The 15,729-nt window shown below is 59.5% G+C and carries 17 protein-coding genes; 6 read left to right on the top strand and 11 right to left on the bottom strand.

The genetic code is table 11. The features are described from left to right. Positions 1-149 precede the first annotated feature (149 nt). The gene (locus Q675_RS34495) at positions 150-797 is read left to right on the top strand and encodes a hypothetical protein (protein WP_031211724.1); all 648 of its coding nucleotides are present in this window, start codon (positions 150-152) and stop codon (positions 795-797) included. A gap of 80 nt (positions 798-877) precedes the next feature. Further along, on the top strand, positions 878-1,264 hold the full coding sequence (locus tag Q675_RS34490) for a DoxX family protein (RefSeq protein WP_022992663.1): 387 nt from the start codon (positions 878-880) through the stop codon (positions 1,262-1,264). 2 nt (positions 1,265-1,266) lie between these two features. Here the strand turns inward: Q675_RS34490 and Q675_RS34485 are convergent, their stop codons facing one another. After that, positions 1,267-3,063 (bottom strand): diguanylate cyclase, encoded by a 1,797-nt coding sequence (locus Q675_RS34485; RefSeq protein ID WP_022992662.1) that lies wholly within the window; start codon positions 3,061-3,063, stop codon positions 1,267-1,269. A 160-nt stretch (positions 3,064-3,223) separates the two neighbouring features. Between Q675_RS34485 and Q675_RS34480 the strand changes: the two genes are divergently transcribed. Continuing rightward, entirely contained in the window at positions 3,224-3,454 is a 231-nt protein-coding gene (locus Q675_RS34480; RefSeq protein WP_011783637.1) for a DUF1653 domain-containing protein, read from the top strand. 114 nt (positions 3,455-3,568) lie between these two features. Next, the gene (locus tag Q675_RS34475) at positions 3,569-4,891 is read left to right on the top strand and encodes a Na+/H+ antiporter family protein (protein WP_022992661.1); all 1,323 of its coding nucleotides are present in this window, start codon (positions 3,569-3,571) and stop codon (positions 4,889-4,891) included. A 58-nt stretch (positions 4,892-4,949) separates the two neighbouring features. Here Q675_RS34475 and Q675_RS34470 read toward each other — a convergent pair whose 3' ends face one another. Next, positions 4,950-5,201: a YheV family putative zinc ribbon protein gene (locus Q675_RS34470; RefSeq protein ID WP_011783635.1), complete on the bottom strand. Its 252-nt coding sequence runs from the start codon at positions 5,199-5,201 to the stop codon at positions 4,950-4,952. Positions 5,202-5,257: 56 nt separating this feature from the next. Continuing rightward, positions 5,258-7,303 carry an oligopeptidase A gene (prlC, locus tag Q675_RS34465; RefSeq protein ID WP_022992660.1) on the bottom strand — a complete coding sequence of 682 codons (2,046 nt, stop codon included), beginning with the start codon at positions 7,301-7,303 and terminating at the stop codon, positions 5,258-5,260. 282 nt (positions 7,304-7,585) lie between these two features. On the opposite strand from prlC, the gene Q675_RS34460 reads away from it, so the two are divergent. Together Q675_RS34460 and Q675_RS34455 are read left to right on the top strand one after the other, a co-directional pair. After that, on the top strand, positions 7,586-8,125 hold the full coding sequence (locus Q675_RS34460; RefSeq protein WP_011783633.1) for a gamma carbonic anhydrase family protein: 540 nt from the start codon (positions 7,586-7,588) through the stop codon (positions 8,123-8,125). A 190-nt stretch (positions 8,126-8,315) separates the two neighbouring features. After that, the gene (locus Q675_RS34455; protein ID WP_022992658.1) at positions 8,316-8,771 is read left to right on the top strand and encodes an Hsp20/alpha crystallin family protein; all 456 of its coding nucleotides are present in this window, start codon (positions 8,316-8,318) and stop codon (positions 8,769-8,771) included. 39 nt (positions 8,772-8,810) lie between these two features. On the opposite strand, the gene Q675_RS34450 is transcribed toward Q675_RS34455, so the two are convergent. From Q675_RS34450 to Q675_RS34415, 8 genes are all read right to left on the bottom strand, one after another. Continuing rightward, entirely contained in the window at positions 8,811-9,128 is a 318-nt protein-coding gene (locus Q675_RS34450) for a PA4642 family protein (protein WP_022992657.1), read from the bottom strand. Positions 9,129-9,253: 125 nt separating this feature from the next. Next, positions 9,254-10,087 (bottom strand): flagellar motor protein MotB, encoded by an 834-nt coding sequence (locus tag Q675_RS34445; protein ID WP_023011940.1) that lies wholly within the window; start codon positions 10,085-10,087, stop codon positions 9,254-9,256. A gap of 3 nt (positions 10,088-10,090) precedes the next feature. Continuing rightward, a complete protein-coding gene (locus Q675_RS34440) occupies positions 10,091-10,864 on the bottom strand; it encodes a motility protein A (protein WP_023011939.1) in 774 nt (257 codons plus the stop codon). 38 nt (positions 10,865-10,902) lie between these two features. Beyond that, complete coding sequence (gene aroE / locus Q675_RS34435) at positions 10,903-11,730, bottom strand: shikimate dehydrogenase (RefSeq protein ID WP_023011938.1); 828 nt, start codon at positions 11,728-11,730, stop codon at positions 10,903-10,905. Then, the gene (gene hemF / locus Q675_RS34430; RefSeq protein WP_023011937.1) at positions 11,723-12,649 is read right to left on the bottom strand and encodes an oxygen-dependent coproporphyrinogen oxidase; all 927 of its coding nucleotides are present in this window, start codon (positions 12,647-12,649) and stop codon (positions 11,723-11,725) included. The genes aroE and hemF overlap by 8 nt, the downstream gene beginning before the upstream one ends. A gap of 8 nt (positions 12,650-12,657) precedes the next feature. Then, a complete protein-coding gene (locus Q675_RS34425; protein WP_023011936.1) occupies positions 12,658-13,230 on the bottom strand; it encodes an L-threonylcarbamoyladenylate synthase in 573 nt (190 codons plus the stop codon). Between the two features lie 15 nt (positions 13,231-13,245). Continuing rightward, positions 13,246-14,463 (bottom strand): DNA-processing protein DprA, encoded by a 1,218-nt coding sequence (gene dprA / locus Q675_RS34420; protein ID WP_023011935.1) that lies wholly within the window; start codon positions 14,461-14,463, stop codon positions 13,246-13,248. A 33-nt stretch (positions 14,464-14,496) separates the two neighbouring features. After that, a complete protein-coding gene (locus Q675_RS34415; protein ID WP_011783624.1) occupies positions 14,497-15,513 on the bottom strand; it encodes a LysM peptidoglycan-binding domain-containing protein in 1,017 nt (338 codons plus the stop codon). Positions 15,514-15,729: the final 216 nt, after the last annotated feature.

Below are 15,729 nucleotides of genomic sequence, written 5' to 3'. Positions count from 1 at the left end.
GCAGCAAGGCAACAAATCTTGGCTACACTAGTCAGAAACGGCAGGCATGTTGCGGTAGCCAGCCCCTGCTTTCCTGCCTCCGGTTACTCCTTGATAGAACGGGAGGCGCCTTGCGACCTCACATTGTTCAGACTTCGGCATCTCCTGAAATGACACCACAGGCCGTCCTTGAAATCATCGATCAGGCAAGGCGCCAGGAAGCACGATCCGGCGCCTTCTTACGCCAGATGAAAGAGAAAGCCGCCCGGCTGCCGGGTTCGGTGGTGGTGGATGGCTATCAACCGGCAACGTCCCTGTTCCAGTTCGCGGTGGAATACATCGAGATGGCGCCCAGGCTGGTGGAATGTGTTGACGCCTGTGCCCGGGAAGCCGGCATAACCGAACTGTTCCAACCCTTCATTGATGCCGCTACCCGCTACTTCACCCAGCCCTCAGTACTGCTGGTCCGCTACGATGGCCTGGACGGGCTGCTCATACGCGCTTACCTGTGCCACCGGTTGATGGAAGAAATGCACGATAACAACCGCTCTACCCGCGCCAGCGAACTGATTGACCTGGAAGCCACCCGGGCCAACCTGTTGGTGCACGAGCTCATTGGTGAACCCTTCGCCAATGAGCTGGACGATGCCATTACCGTTACCGTACTCCAGATTGCCGGCACCCCGGATTACTACGACCTGGACCTGGAACCCTTCATCGACCAGGTCAATAACCAGGCCTGGGACTGGATGCGACAGTACTGGGAAAACCTGCTGGAGCGGAACCACATCCGCTTCGCCCTCGGGCCGTCGTGCTGAGTTTAATAACAACACGTCACTGAATTGCCTCCGGAAAACCAGTATTCTTGCCCTCCCGAACAACACTGAGGAGGCCAAACGTGCTGGATAATGCCGATCTTGGAAAACTGATTGTACGGCTGACACTGGGCGGGTTACTGCTGTTCCACGGCATCGCCAAACTGCTCAATGGCATTGGCTTTATCGAAGGCCACCTGGCCAGCCATGGCCTGCCCACGATCCTGGCCTACGGCGTCTATATCGGGGAAGTCATTGCACCGCTGATGGTGATTCTCGGATACCAGACCCGGATTGGCGCCCTGATCATTGTCTTCAACATGATCGTTGCCATCGCCCTGGTGCATGGCCATCAGCTGTTGACCCTGAGCAGCAATGGCGGCTGGGCGCTGGAACTTCAGGGCTTCTTCCTGTTCACCGCACTGGCGCTGATTTTCCTGGGGCCGGGCCGGTACAAGCTCAAGAACTGAGGTCAGCCGGTGGTGGGCGCAACCGCTTTCGGGTGCCAGACCACCACCCGGTTGCGCCCATCAGACTTGGCGGCGTAGAGCGCCTCATCGGCGCGGCGAATCAGTTCCTGACAATCGGATTGCCGGTTGGGGGTCAGTGTCGCCACACCCAAACTGATGGTCAGGCTGACCGGCGACATATGCTCGCCGCTGTTGACCGGCGTTCGGGCGACCGACAGCCGCATCCGTTCCGCCACTTGCTGCGCGCCGGCCACATCCGTGGTGGGCAGCAGAATGGCGAACTCCTCACCGCCGTAACGAGCCACCAGGTCCCCAGAGCGCTGGACTTCATCGGACAGAATCGAGGCCAGCGCCACCAGGCAATCGTCCCCCACCAGATGACCGAAGCGGTCGTTCACCTGCTTGAAGTGGTCAATATCCAGCAGAATCAGGCTCAGTTCATGCTCGTGACGCAACGCCCGGTTCCACTCGGTTTCCAGTTTCTCATCAAACCGGCGCCGGTTGGCGACGTGAGTCAGGCCATCGGTCAGACTGATGGCCCGCAACTGCTCGTTTGCCTGCTCCAGCTCCTCGGTGCGTTCCCGAACCCGGGATTCCAGGGTCAGGTTGGCCTGGCGCTGTATGTCCAGGGCATGCTCCTGGGCTTGTTGCCGGCGCCGGCGTTCCATGTTGATCCGGTAGGCCAGGGCAAACGACAGCAAGATCACCTCAACCGCCACCCCGGCCTGGGGCGCCAGTTCGGTAAACGGGCTGCGCGGAATCCAGCCCAGCTTGCTGACTGCCAGCACCAGGTGCCCCAATAGCAAGGGCGTCCAGGCAAGTACATAAAAGCCGCCCAGGATCTGGCCCCTGCGCCAGACATTGATACCAATCAGCCAGGCCACCGGGGTCGCGAACGCAGCCAGACTGCTTATCCAGATAATGCCCACCTGGTAAGAACCGAGGAAACCATAGATCAGACCCAACAGGTTGACCGCCAGCAGTGCCTGAAGAATCCGATAACCCCAGCGCGAGTAACTCTTGACCAACAGGAATTTCATGGTGAAAACAATGGCCGCAATCAGCGCGGCACTGACCACCGGCACAGTGAAGTAACGGTTGATCCACGGCACGTCAGGCCAGAACCACTGGAACAGCAGGCCATTGAAGTTGAGCTGCACGGCACCGGAACAGACAACTGTCAGCACATACCAGAGATAGGTCTGGTGGCGGACAATCAGGAACAGAAACAGGTTATACAGGGCCAGGGCGACCACGATTCCCAGGAACATGGTCTGCCAGCCATAGGAAATCTGCTCGTTGGCAAGAAATTCGGCGGACGGGGTTACCGCGACGGGAACCTGAACCGAGCCCTGGGTCTGCACACGAATCCAGGCGGTGACCGGCTCGGTATTGGACGGCACCAGAAAGACGAAATTGCGGTGCACAATTGGCCGGCTGTCGAACGGCCGGGTATCCCCGGTGTGATGGGATTCGATAATCCGGCCATCCAGTTCCCAATACACCGACACTTCATCGAGCAGGGGATAACCCACTTCCAGAACCCGGTTGGCGGGTTGCGCCGGTACCCGTACCTGCAACCAGAATTCGTCGTCACTGAATCCCCGGTTCAGGGTCTGGCCTGCGGGAACCGTCTGCCACTGGTCAGGGCCGAAGGCGCGGACCGCCTCGACATCCCTGGCCCCCTGAGGTACCGACAACCATTGGAAGGCTACCGGCTCGGCATGGGCAGCATTGACGGCCAAGCACAGCAGCAAGGTAAGGAATATGCCTGTTCTGCGGGAAATGCGCCCGTTCATTCTTGTCTGTAATTTCCGGCCCGAAGTGCTTGAACTACACTGTTGTGTTCTGATGGGAAATACCATAACCAACCGTGCTTCACAAACAGTGTAGACGGATATCCGGCTCAAGTCCGACGAAATTAAGGGGTAAAGCCCCGCTACCACCAGAGAGGAAGACATGCCCGAACGCAGACACACGGTTCAGCCCGGCCGCTACCGGCACTACAAAGGCAAGGACTACGACGTGATCGGCGTGGCCCGCCACAGCGAAACCGAAGAGCCGCTGGTGGTCTATCGCTGCCTGTACGGCGACCATAGTCTATGGGTTCGCCCGCTCCCCATGTTTCTGGAAACCGTCGATGTGGCCGGCGAACAGGTTCCCCGTTTCATGCGGGTTGAGGACGAGTAACGGTTACACAACCGTTTTGACTGCGGCGGCCATTTCCTGCACATTAGCGCACTTTTCGTGCTGCCGGCGCCCAAAAGGTGCCGGTATACCCTCGATTCCTATCCGGAGTTTGCCATGAATGCCGTAGTTGCCGCGGTACTGATCATGCTCGTACTGAGCCTGTGCCGCATTCACGTTGTTGTTGCCCTGATCATCGGCGCCATATCCGGTGGCCTGGTGGCGGGTATGTCCCTTGAAGATACCATCAATGCCTTCAATACCGGCCTGGGCGGTGGTGCCACCGTGGCCTTGTCCTATGCCACCCTGGGTGCATTTGCCGTCGCCATCGGAAAATCGGGGCTGGCCCACGCCCTGGCCGACAAGGCCCTGGCCATGGTGGGCCGGCAGGATGAAGGGGGCGCTGCCACCGGCATCCGGTTCATGATCATCGGCCTGCTGCTGGCCATTGCCGTGTCGTCCCAGAATATCCTGCCGATTCACATCGCCTTCATTCCGCTGGTGGTGCCGCCACTGCTGTACGTGATGGCGAAACTGAACATGGATCGCCGGCTGGTGGCCTGCGTGCTGACCTTCGGGCTGATCACGCCTTATATGTTCCTGCCGGTAGGCTTTGGCGGTATCTATCTGAACGAAATCCTGCTGGCCAACGTGGCCGACAACGGCGTTGATGCCAGCAACCTGAACGTCATGTCTGCCATGGCGCTGCCGGCCCTGGGCATGCTCCTTGGCCTGCTGGTTGCGGTCTTCTTCAGCTACCGGGGCGGTCGAGGCTATGACCTCAAGCGTATCGAACAGACCGAGCGTGTGGATGTGAAATACAGCCCCAGAACGCTGGTGATGGCGCTGGTCGCCATTGCCGTAGCGTTCGTGGTGCAACTCTGGCTGGGCTCCATGATCCTGGGCGCCCTGGCCGGCTTCGTGCTTTTCAATGTCTCTGGCGTGGTGAAGTGGAAAGAAGCCGACGACCTGTTCACAGAAGGCATGAAAATGCTGGCCATGATCGGCTTCATCATGATCGCCGCCAACGGCTTTGCGGAAGTCATGCGGGAAACCGGCGAAATCGCCACTCTGGTGGAAGGTTCGGTCGCCGCCATAGGCGAGAACAAGGCGCTGGCAGCATTGCTGATGCTGGTGGTGGGCCTGTTGATTACCATGGGCATCGGGTCATCATTCTCCACCATCCCCATTATCGCCGCCCTGTATGTGCCACTGGCCCTGCAACTGGGCTTCAGCCCCTTGGCCATCGTAGCCCTGGTGGGCACGGCGGGTGCTCTGGGCGATGCCGGCTCTCCGGCATCAGACTCCACCCTTGGCCCCACCGCCGGCCTGAATGTGGATGGCCAGCACAACCACATCTGGGACACCGTGGTGCCCACGTTCCTGCACTACAACCTGCCACTGCTGGCCTTCGGCTGGCTGGCCGCCATGGTGCTCTGAGGCACCGGCGACGCCCTCGGTTTGCCGCCGGCCGAAGACGGCCAGGCAAGCCGGGGGATCAGTCTTCTGAACCGGACTTGAAGAACACCACCTGTTTTACCGTGTGATCGTCCTTGTTGTCGCGCTTGTTCACCCGGGTCTCGATCTCCGGTGCCGCCGGCTGCTCCTGATCGGACATGGCATCGGTAAACCCGCATGCCACGCATTCGCGCACCTGCTCACCGTGGTCATCGGTAAACATCATGATCTTGTCCATCTCCGCACAACGGGGACAGACAGCGCCGGCGATAAAGCGTTTCGGACTCGCCATAATTCAACTCCAGATAAGTCACCCGATGGCCAGTACGACCACCGGGCGTGTTTGTATCAGGCCGCTTCGTCCGTAATGCCGGTCTGCTTCAGCAAGGCATCCACCTCGGGCTCCCTGCCCCGGAACGCCTTGAACAGCTCCATGGGCTCCTGCGAGCCGCCTTTCTCCAGAATGTTGTGCAGGAAGGCCTTGCCGGTTTCCGGATCAAAAATACCATTCTCCTCAAACAGCGAGAACGCATCGGCCGCCAGCACTTCCGCCCACTTGTAGCTGTAATAGCCCGCCGCGTAGCCCCCGGCGAAAATGTGGGAGAAAGCATTCGGAAAACGATTGAACTCCGGCGCCTGAACCACGGCAATCTCTTCCCGCACTGTCCGGTGCATGTCGAGCGGATTGGTCGGCGCCTGCTCGCTGAATTCCGCGTGCAACCGGAAATCGAACAGCGAGAACTCCAGCTGCCGCACCATGGCCATCCCGGACTGGAAGTTCTTGGCCGCCAACAGTTTCTGCAGCAGATCTTCCGGCAGCGGTTCTCCGGTTTCATGGTGACTGGCAATCAGCGCCAGCGACTCCGGATTCCAGCACCAGTTCTCCAGGAACTGGCTGGGCAACTCCACCGCATCCCAGGCCACACCGTTAATACCCGACACATCCATCACCTCGACCTGGGTCAGCATGTGATGCAGACCATGACCGAATTCGTGGAACAGGGTGGTGACTTCGTCGTGAGTCAGCAATGCCGGCTTGCCGTCCACCGGTGGCGTGAAGTTGCAGGTCAGGAACGCCACTGGCAACTGCAACCGGCCGCGCAAATCGCGCCAGCGCACCCGGCAGTCCGCCATCCAGGCACCACCGCGTTTGCCTTGGCGGGCATAGAGATCCAGGTAGAACCAGGCAATCGGCTCGCCGTGGCGACTGATGCAGTAAGCCTGGGCATCTGCGTGCCAGATTTCCACCTCCGGATGGGCTTCGATCTGAACATCAAACAGCTTCTCTGCCACCCGGAACAGGCCCGGCACTACCTTGTCCACCGGGAACCAGGGGCGCAGGGTTTCCGGAGAAATGTCATAACGCTTCTGGCGCAGCTTCTCGCTGTAATAACCCACATCCCAGGCCTGAAGATCCTCGACGCCGTATTCGTCTTTCACAAAAGCCTTCAGCTCGGCGAACTCCTTCTCCGCCTGGGGCTTGGATTTCGCCGCCAACTGATTCAGGAACTCCATCACCTCATCGACACTGCGGGCCATCTTGGTGGCCAACGAACGCTCGGCGTAGTTGTCGAATCCGAGCAACTGGGCGAGGGCATGGCGACGCTTGAGAATCTCAGCCATCACCGGGGTATTATCCCACTTCGCGGCATCCGGGCCCTGATCTGACGCCCGGGTCACAAACGCCTCGTACACTTCCCGGCGCAGGCTGCGGTTGTCACCGTAGGTCATCACCGGATAGAAACTGGGGAAATCCAGGGTAATCACATAACCGTCCAGCTCCTTCTGCCGGGCCGCCTGCCTGGCGCCTTCAATGGCCGTTTCGGGCAGACCGGACAGCTCGTCCACATCGGTGATGTGTTTGTACCAGTGCTGGGTGGCGTCCAGCACGTTATCGCTGAACTTGTTGGACAGTTCCGCCAGCTCCCGGGACAGTTCCGCGTAACGCTTTTTCTTGTCCTCGGGCAGATCCACACCACCGAGCCGGAAATCCCGCAGGATGTTGTCGATGGACTTGCGCTGGGATTCGCTCAGATTGTGGAAATCATCGCGGGCGGCCAGTTTTTTATAGGCCTCACACAAGACACTGTTCTGGCTGACTTCGGTACTGTATTCAGTCAGTTTTTCCAGGCAGTTCTTGTACACTTTGCGCAGGTCATCGTTGTTCATGACACCGTTCAGGTGGGAGATCACCGACCAGGCATTGCTTAGCTTGTTTTCCAGCTCCTGCATGGGCTGAGCCAGAGTTTCCCAACTGGGATCCTCCTGCTGGGCCAGCGTCTGGATCTTCATCCGGTTCTCGCTGAGAATCTGGTCTATGGCTGTTTCCATGTGCTCGGTACGGATATGGCCGAACTTCGGCAACAGATCGTCTGTCAGTAGCGGGTTATTCATAGGTCCCCTTCTCAGCCGTTCGTTAATGAGATAGCTTGCACCAACTTACGGGGTGCCGGTGGGGGATGGCTTTCAGAAACTGTGTGGAGCCAGGGATGGCGGAACTCAAGCGTCACAGGGGCTCCGCCGAGCGTTTATGAAGCGAAGCTTCATGCGACCGCTGAGCGACCGCAATCTGTGATTGCGGGCCGGACTCCGCAGGAGTGCCGAAGGAGCGTGTTTCTGAAAGCCATCCCCCACCGGCACCTTGCACCGCACTTGGACAGCATTGAGGTATATGTAATGGCGAATGTACGAACTCACAAGGGTATCACACCACAATTTGGCGAACGCACCTGGGTAGACGACAGCGCCGTGGTCATCGGAGATGTACAAATGGGGGAGGATTGCTCGGTCTGGCCCATGACCGTAATCCGAGGCGACATGCACAAGATCCGCATCGGCGACCGTTGCAGCATCCAGGACGGCTCGGTGCTGCACATCACCCACGCCAGCGACTACAACCCCGGCGGCTGGCCGCTGATCCTGGGCGACGACGTGACCGTTGGCCACAAAGCCCTGCTGCATGGCTGCACCATTGGCAGCCGGGTTCTGGTCGGCATGGGCTGTACCGTGATGGACGGCGCCGTGGTGGAAGATGAAGTCATTATCGGCGCCGGCACCCTGGTACCGCCAGGCAAACGCCTGGAATCCGGTTACCTGTATGTGGGCTCCCCGTGCAAGCAGGCCCGGGCCCTGAGCGATAAGGAAAAAACGTTCTTCAAATACACCGCCGCCAACTACGTCAAACTGAAAGACGAATACCTGAATCCTGCCGAATAAGCCCTGACCAACCGCCCCTGATTCAGATCAAATTCTGATCAGGGGCACCTTGAAAATTTCCCGCCTGCACCTACTTTCGAGAATAGCAGAAGTTCACGGAGTCCATCCGGGGGCGCCACCGGGTTGGAGCTGTTCCGCGAGCGAAGCTGATGACCATCTCAGATTCGACATCGTTAAAGGAGGAGTTCCCATGAGCAACATTACACGCTGGAATCCGATCAGTGAGTTCGAAGACATGATGAACCGCTACAACCGGATGTTCGGCCTGGCCCGCACCAACGGTGAACAGGAAGGCAAGGATCTGTTCAGCCGCAGTGACTGGGCACCTGCAGTGGATATCAAGGAGACCCCGGAGGCCTTCATGGTGGAAGCCGAGCTGCCGGGTATGAGCAAAGACGATGTGAAGGTGACCGTACACGACGGCGTGCTCACCATTCAGGGTGAACGCAAGAGCGAAGAGGAAACCAAGGACAAGAAGCTGCACCGCATTGAACGATTCTACGGCAGCTTTATGCGCCGGTTCACCTTGCCGGACAACGTGGATGAGAACAGTGTGAAGGCCAACTTCAAGGACGGCCTGCTGACACTGAGCATCCAGAAGGCCGAGCCCAAAGAACCGAAGGCGATCGAAGTCGAGGTAAAGTAAGCCCTCGCCTTCGAGCCTGCAAGGCAGCCTTGCCGGGAATCAGTTCCCGGCCGCTGCCTTTTTTTGTGCGCCGGCGTTTTCCAGGGCACGGGCATAATCCGCACTACGCCGGTGACGAGCAACCCGATCCAGAATGGTTGCCCCGTGCTCGTCTTCAGCATTCAGGTCACGACGGGCTTCAACAAAGAAGCTGATAAAGCGTTCGAAATCCTCGGCCCGCATAGATTCATAAGCCCGACTCAGCACAAAATAGTCGGCATTGATGCTTCGGTCCCAGGGTGTCAGATCGAGATAGCTCTTTACCCGATCGTCGCTCCATTCCTCGCCAATGACTTTGGGTTTGTCCGGTCCGCTCATGCTGGCATCTCCTGCTGTCTGCAATTCAGGGCGCACAGTATAAGGCTTTGAATGGGCAGAGGTTATATGAATCCACTATGAGTATCTTCGCTGCGAGCATAAGGCGGGCAGGGCATAGCGGCGGCTCAGGGCAGGATTTCCACCGGCAGGTCTGCGGTGGGCACTTCATCACTGCATTCGGGGTTACGGATGGCGATTTCCACCCGGCGATTGATAGCGCGGTTTTCCGGGCTGGTGTTGGGGGCCAGTGGCCGGGTCTCGGCACGGCCCGCGGCAACGACCCGCTCGGCGGGGATATCCCGGTTGAGTACCAGTTCATGCACCACCGAGACCGCCCGGGCAGCGGACAGGTCCCAGTTTGAGCGGTACTGGCTGCTGGAAATCGGGCGATCGTCGGAATGCCCGGAAACCACTACATCCCCTGTGCAGGCAGACAGTACACTCACCACGCGTTCGATGATCGGGATCATTTCCGGCTTGATGGTGGCGTCACCCGAGCGGAAGGTCGCTTCCTCCGAGAACCGGATAACCACCTGATCCTCATCGTAGTTCACATGCAGGGTTTCGGACGCCACTTCCGCTTCCAGCTCCCGAACCAGGCGCCCGGCCAGGTCCAGCACACCGCCGGGTATCTGCCGGGTTTCCGAGCGCTCGGTACGCTCATCAATAAACTCCGGTTGTTGTTGCAGCGATTCCGACGGCTCCGGCAGCGACACGGTATCCGATTCCACCAGGGTAATGGGAGAACCACCCACGTCCTCCGCCACCACGTTGCTGGAACCAAAGGCCAGCGCCATGGAGTTGGCCATGGCTCGGTACTTTTCCACATCCATTTCGGCGAAGGACAGCAGCAGAATGAAAAACGTCAGCAGCAGGGTGGCCAGATCGGCAAACGTCACGATCCAGTCCGGCGTGCCTTTCTTGCGCCGGTTCTTTTTCAGTGGCCGTGCCGGTTGCAAACCTCAGGCCTCCCGCTCGGGTTCGAGGTTGGTGCGATGTTCCGGAGACACATAGGAAGACAGCAGTTCGGTCATTACCCTGGGGTTTTCGCCGCGCATGATGCTCTTGATGGAGGTAATGATCAGCATCTGGTTGCGGGCATCATCTTCGGCCTTGAGCTGCAGCTTATCGGCCAGAGGCAAGGCCATCAGCTGGGCAATGAACGCGCCGTACAGGGTGGTCAGCAGAGCGATGGCCATGGCCGGACCAATGGAGGAGGGGTCATCAAGGGTATTGAGCATCTGCACCAGCCCCACCAGGGTACCGAGCATGCCGATGGCCGGTGCCGATTCGCCAATGCCTCGAAACACCCTTTCCGCCACTTCGTAGCGTTCTGCGGTCTGCTGGCTGTCCTGCAACAAGGCCTCTTCCACCAGTTCCGGCGGGTGGCCGTCGACACAGAGATTGATGGCTTTCTGCAGGAATTCGTCCTGGGTGTCGTGGTTCTCCAGGCCCAGAATACCCTCCTTGCGAACCACCCGGGCCAATACGCCCACTTCCCGAATCAGTTCCGCCGGGCGGGCCAGCCGGTCCGTAAAGGCCGCGCGGAACGCCAGCCGGAAAGCGCTCACTACCGAGGGCATGCGGAATTTAATCAGGGTAACCGCAAAGGTGCCGCCCAGCACAATGGCCAGGCCTGGCAGGTTCAGAAAGGTAAGCACCGTCGCATTCGCCAACATGGCGAGCAACACAATCAGGGTTCCGGCTAGCAACCCGACAAGCGTAAGAATATCCATAACTGACCCTTATCGACGGCTCGGCTGCATCGCCTGCCTCAGTCTGTTCTCAGTTCCTCGATGACGGCCGAGGTTTCCGGGCGAACGCCCCGCCATACGTAGAAGGATTCGGCGGCCTGTTCCACCAGCATGCCCAGACCGTCGAATACGCGCACGGCACCGTGATCCAGGGCCCACCGGTTGAACGTGGTGGTCTGCAGAGAATACATCATGTCGTAGACCACAGTGTCTGCGCCGATCACATCTGCCGTAATGGCTGGCAGGTCGCCCTTCAGGCTGGCGCTGGTGCCGTTGATCACCAGATCAAACTGTCCTGCGACCTGCTCAAAACCGCAGGCCGAGAGTTCTATGCCACTGTGTTCCCGGCCGAACAGCCGGGCCAGCGCTTCGGCCCTGGCGACAGTGCGATTGGCCACAACCACACTGGCGGGCTGCTCGTCCAGCAGAGGCCCGAGCACACCTCGTACCGCACCACCAGCGCCCAGCACCAGCACACGCGCGCCCTTCAGAGGCACGCCATGGTTGTCCCGGAGGTCGCGAACAATACCCACACCATCTGTGTTATCGGCCACCAGCTGGTCTTCTTGATCCAGATAGAGAGTATTGGCGGCACCTGCCAGCTCGGCCCGGTGAGTCCGGTGCTCGGCCAGGGTCCAGGCCTGTTCCTTGAACGGCACCGTAATGTTCAGACCCTTGCCGCCGTGGTCAAAGAAGTGATGAACGGTGCCGGCGAAATCCTCCAGCGGCGCCTGAATCGCGGTGTATTCCACGGCCTCACCGGTCTGTTGGGCAAACAGGCTGTGGATACGGGGTGATTTGCTGTGGCTGATGGGGTTGCCCACCACGGCATACAGATCGTTAGTCATTACATTCCTCCAACCAGTCACGGCCGGTCAGAAAATACTCGGTCAGCCGCGCTTCCTCACTGCCCGGTTCCGGCCGGCGGTCGTAATCCCAGCGCACCAACGGGGGCAGGGACATCAGGATAGACTCGGTCCGGCCGCCCGACTGCAGTCCAAACAGCGTGCCCCGGTCGTACACCAAGTTAAACTCGACATAGCGGCCCCGGCGGTAGAGCTGGAATTCCCGCTCCCGTTCCCCCCAAGGCTGATCCATACGCCGGCGCACAATCGGCTCGTAGGCCTCAATGTAACTGTCGCCCACGGCCTGCATAAAGGCAAAGTCACGGTCGAAATCGCCAGTGTTGTAGTCATCAAAGAACAGCCCGCCAACGCCCCGTGGCTCCTGCCGGTGTTTGAGGTAGAAATAGTCGTCGCACCAGCGCTTGTAGTCCGCGTAGACGGAGTCACCGAATGGCTGGCAGGCTGCCTTTGCGGTGCGGTGCCAGTGCACGCAGTCTTCCTCAAATCCGTAATAGGGCGTGAGGTCATAGCCACCACCGAACCAGTACACCGGAGCGCTGTCCTCCGGCGTAGCGATGAAAAAGCGCACGTTGGCATGAGACGTGGGCACGTATGGATTGTTCGGATGAATCACCAGCGATACCCCCATGGCCTGCCAGGGTGCGCCCGCCAGGTGAGGGCGGTGAGCCGTGGCAGACGCTGGCATGGTCTCGCCCATCACGTGGGAAAAGTTAACGCCGCCCTTCTCGATAACACCACCGTCGGCCAGTACGCGGCTGATACCGCCACCGCCTTCCGGCCGCTGCCAACTGTCACGGATAAACGATGCCTGGCCATCGACCGCTTCCAGCCGCTGACAAATGCGCTCCTGAAGACCGATGAGGTAGTCCTTGACGGCCTGGATATCCGGCTGCTGTGACATGAATTCTCCTAGCGAAACTGTTGACCGGTAACAATATCAATAATGCGACTGGGCTTGCGATTGCCGCCCAGCGCACCGGGGACAATACGATCTATGCGGTCGCCGAAATAGCGCCGCACCTGCCAGATGGCACGGGCCGGCTGACGCCCCGCCGGATTGCATGAGGTACTGACCAGCGGCATACCCGTCGCCTCACACAAGGCCCGCACCACCGGATGATCACTGACCCGAACGGCGATGGAACTGTGTTTGCCGCGGACCCACTCCGGCACCTGCTGGTTTACGTCCGGCAACAGACAGGTGACCGGCCCTGGCCAGTGACGCAGAGCCTCGCTCTGAACGGCGTCGGGCAACGGATCCAGCAGGAAACGCACCTGTTCAACCGAGGCTGCCACCAGTATCACGCCCTTCTCCATGGGTCGCCGCTTGAGCTCAAGGATGTATTCGACCGCCTCCCGGTTCCAGGGATCGCACCCCAGTCCCCACACCGCTTCCGTGGGATAGGCGATTACCCCGCCTGCCAGTACCGTCTGGCGGGCAAGAGCCAGTTGAAGAAAACTCGGAGAAGATGTATCCGCCATCAGATATCGGCGCCCTCATGCAGAACAATGAACAAGGTCCCGACCGGTGCGCTGATAACCACCCGGGCAGGCATGGGCGAGGCCCTCAAGCTCCAGGATCAGTAGTGACTGCAGCAACTGATCCGCGGGCAAACCCGTGGCAAGGCCCAGTGCATCGGTAGACTGCGGATCATACCCCAAAGCCTCGAATACCGCGATTTCCCGGCTGTCCAGAAACGACAGGTCTGACGAATTCTCCGTTGCTTCCGGTTCTGCGGGCTGCGCCTGCATGGACCACCAGGTACCCAGTTCTTCCATCACGTCGTCGGCGGTCTCCACCAGCCGGGCGCCCTGGCGAATCAGTTGGTGACAGCCCCGGGCCACCGGGCTGTGCACCGAACCGGGAATGGCAAACACCTCCCGCCCCTGCTCGAGGGCGGTTCGAGCCGTAATCAGTGAACCGCTCCGGAGGCTGGCCTCCACCACCAGAACACCCCGGGCGAGGCCACTGATAATGCGGTTACGCTGGGGGAAATAGGCGGCTCTGGCCTGGGTGCCCGGCGGGTACTCAGAAACAATCAAGCCGTTCTCAATGATGCGGTGGGCCAGGTTACGATGTTGGGCCGGATACAACCGGTCGAGACCACAACCCACCACCGCCAGTGTCGGATAGCCAGCATCCAGGGCACCGGCGTGGGCGGCGCCATCTATTCCGAGGGCCAGACCACTGGTGATCAGAAGCCCCCGCCGGCTGAGTTCGGCAGAAAACTGGCGGGCATGGTCCAGCCCCGCCCGGGTGGCGTTGCGACTGCCGACCACGCCCAGTTGGTCCCGTTGCAATAACTCAACGTTACCCAGGGTATAGAGCACCAGAGGGGCATTGTGGATATGGCGCAGGCATTCCGGGTAGGGCGACTGGCCCTGTCCGAGCACGCCAATACCCCTTTCCCGACATTGGCGATAGATATCCAGTGCCCGGGCAATGACGCCCTGGCTGAGATCCCCCGCCTGCCAGGCGACAATGGCCTCCACGGCATCGCCGCCAAGCCCCATGGCGCGAAGCGTGGCAGCATTCAGGGGCAGGATGTCGGTGAGCGTATCAACAGAACCCAGAATCCGCTCCCTGAGGGGGATTCCGAACCGGGGCAGCAGTGACAGCAGCAGCCACTGGCCTGCCGGTGTTTGCAGAAATTCCTGATCTGACATTTTCTCTTCCTTGAAAACAACAATGGCCGGGCATTCCGGCCCGGCCATGTCTTATTCCATCAACTCATCAAACGCGCGGCCTCAGGGATTGGTGACCTTGTCACCTACCGAGAGGGGCCGCGTTGCCTGCAGCACCAGACCGTAGCTCATTTTCTCATAGGCCTGGAACACCATCAGCAGGCCAGCCCGCTCAGACGGCAATTCAATGGTTTCGCCGGTGACCGGATCACGAACCATGTTGCCCGCCTTCAGCACCGCCAGCACATTACCGGGCGCCAGGCCTTCGCGCTCACCACGGTTAATGGCGACCACATCGTACTGACCGATCTGGCTGACACCGCCATCGACAGAAATCATCTTGCCTTCGATCTCACTATCCGGCGAGCTGGGCACGAAGCTGGTGGTCAGCCGGCGATCTTCATTCACCAGCAACCGGTCGCCAATACGCACTTCTTCACTGGACTTGGTAATGCCTACGGTCAGCACATCACCGTTTTCGGCATTAACGTTGCCGCGGGCAATGCTCCGGGCTTCCAGGCCAAGGAACTCGCCGGTGTCCGGATCCACAAATTCCTTACTGCGACGGAAAATACCCACGCGATCGGCCGGCTTCTCGCCGCGAGCGTAAATACGGTCACCGGCACCGGTGATGATGCGTCCGTCCTCACCTTCAAGCACATAGGGCGCACCGTTGATTTCTTCCGGGCTGACAATACGGGTTTCGGTCAGGAAACTGGCGATGGCATCCAGGGGGATGGCCGGTATTGGTGTGTCGATGGCCTCGGAACGAACCTGGGGCGAGAGCTTCACCACATCGCTGGTCGCGACCTTGGTAATCCGGGGTTTGCCATCGATGTACACCAGTGCCAGGCGGTCACCGGGATAGATCAGGTGTGGGTTGGCAACCTGCGGGTTCACGTGCCAGATTTCCGGCCAGTACCACGGGTTGTTCAGGAATCGCGCTGAAATGTCCCAGAGGGTGTCCCCTTTGACGACAGTGTAACGCTCAGGATGATCAGACCTCAGCTCCGGCTGTGCCTGGGCCCAGGAGGTAAACAGCAGCGCAGAGGCTGCCAGAGCGTACAACAGTTTCCTCATTGTTTATGTCCTTGATCGCGTGCCTTGAATCTTTGCGTTCGGTAATGTCGCCGCAGAATCCCCGCAGCATATTACGTTGTTATTCCCGATACTATAGAAGAAGTCCCGGAATTTGTGATGTTATCTTTTGTTCTTCGAGTGATTTCTGCAGCCATCGGAGCGCATTCGTGAAAGATTTTAACTATTAACTGATCAGTTTGTACTCAATCGGCGAAT

The organism is Marinobacter sp. EN3 (assembly GCF_000475315.1).
Taxonomy (GTDB): domain Bacteria; phylum Pseudomonadota; class Gammaproteobacteria; order Pseudomonadales; family Oleiphilaceae; genus Marinobacter; species Marinobacter nauticus.
This window is presented reverse-complemented; position numbering and strand designations above follow the sequence as displayed.

Bases quoted from the DNA above. Each gene is read 5' to 3' on its own strand.
- Q675_RS34450 (WP_022992657.1), bottom strand. From the start codon at position 9,128: ATGAGCGGACCGGACAAACCCAAAGTCATTGGCGAGGAATGGAGCGAC.
- Q675_RS34495 (WP_031211724.1), top strand. From the start codon at position 150: ATGACACCACAGGCCGTCCTTGAAATCATCGATCAGGCAAGGCGCCAG.
- Q675_RS34440 (WP_023011939.1), bottom strand. From the start codon at position 10,864: ATGGATATTCTTACGCTTGTCGGGTTGCTAGCCGGAACCCTGATTGTG.
- prlC (WP_022992660.1), bottom strand. From the start codon at position 7,303: ATGAATAACCCGCTACTGACAGACGATCTGTTGCCGAAGTTCGGCCAT.
- Q675_RS34485 (WP_022992662.1), bottom strand. From the start codon at position 3,063: ATGAACGGGCGCATTTCCCGCAGAACAGGCATATTCCTTACCTTGCTG.
- Q675_RS34455 (WP_022992658.1), top strand. From the start codon at position 8,316: ATGAGCAACATTACACGCTGGAATCCGATCAGTGAGTTCGAAGACATG.
- dprA (WP_023011935.1), bottom strand. From the start codon at position 14,463: ATGGCCGGGCCGGAATGCCCGGCCATTGTTGTTTTCAAGGAAGAGAAA.
- Q675_RS34415 (WP_011783624.1), bottom strand. From the start codon at position 15,513: ATGAGGAAACTGTTGTACGCTCTGGCAGCCTCTGCGCTGCTGTTTACC.
- Q675_RS34480 (WP_011783637.1), top strand. From the start codon at position 3,224: ATGCCCGAACGCAGACACACGGTTCAGCCCGGCCGCTACCGGCACTAC.
- aroE (WP_023011938.1), bottom strand. From the start codon at position 11,730: ATGACTAACGATCTGTATGCCGTGGTGGGCAACCCCATCAGCCACAGC.
- Q675_RS34470 (WP_011783635.1), bottom strand. From the start codon at position 5,201: ATGGCGAGTCCGAAACGCTTTATCGCCGGCGCTGTCTGTCCCCGTTGT.
- Q675_RS34460 (WP_011783633.1), top strand. From the start codon at position 7,586: ATGGCGAATGTACGAACTCACAAGGGTATCACACCACAATTTGGCGAA.
- hemF (WP_023011937.1), bottom strand. From the start codon at position 12,649: ATGTCACAGCAGCCGGATATCCAGGCCGTCAAGGACTACCTCATCGGT.
- Q675_RS34475 (WP_022992661.1), top strand. From the start codon at position 3,569: ATGAATGCCGTAGTTGCCGCGGTACTGATCATGCTCGTACTGAGCCTG.
- Q675_RS34425 (WP_023011936.1), bottom strand. From the start codon at position 13,230: ATGGCGGATACATCTTCTCCGAGTTTTCTTCAACTGGCTCTTGCCCGC.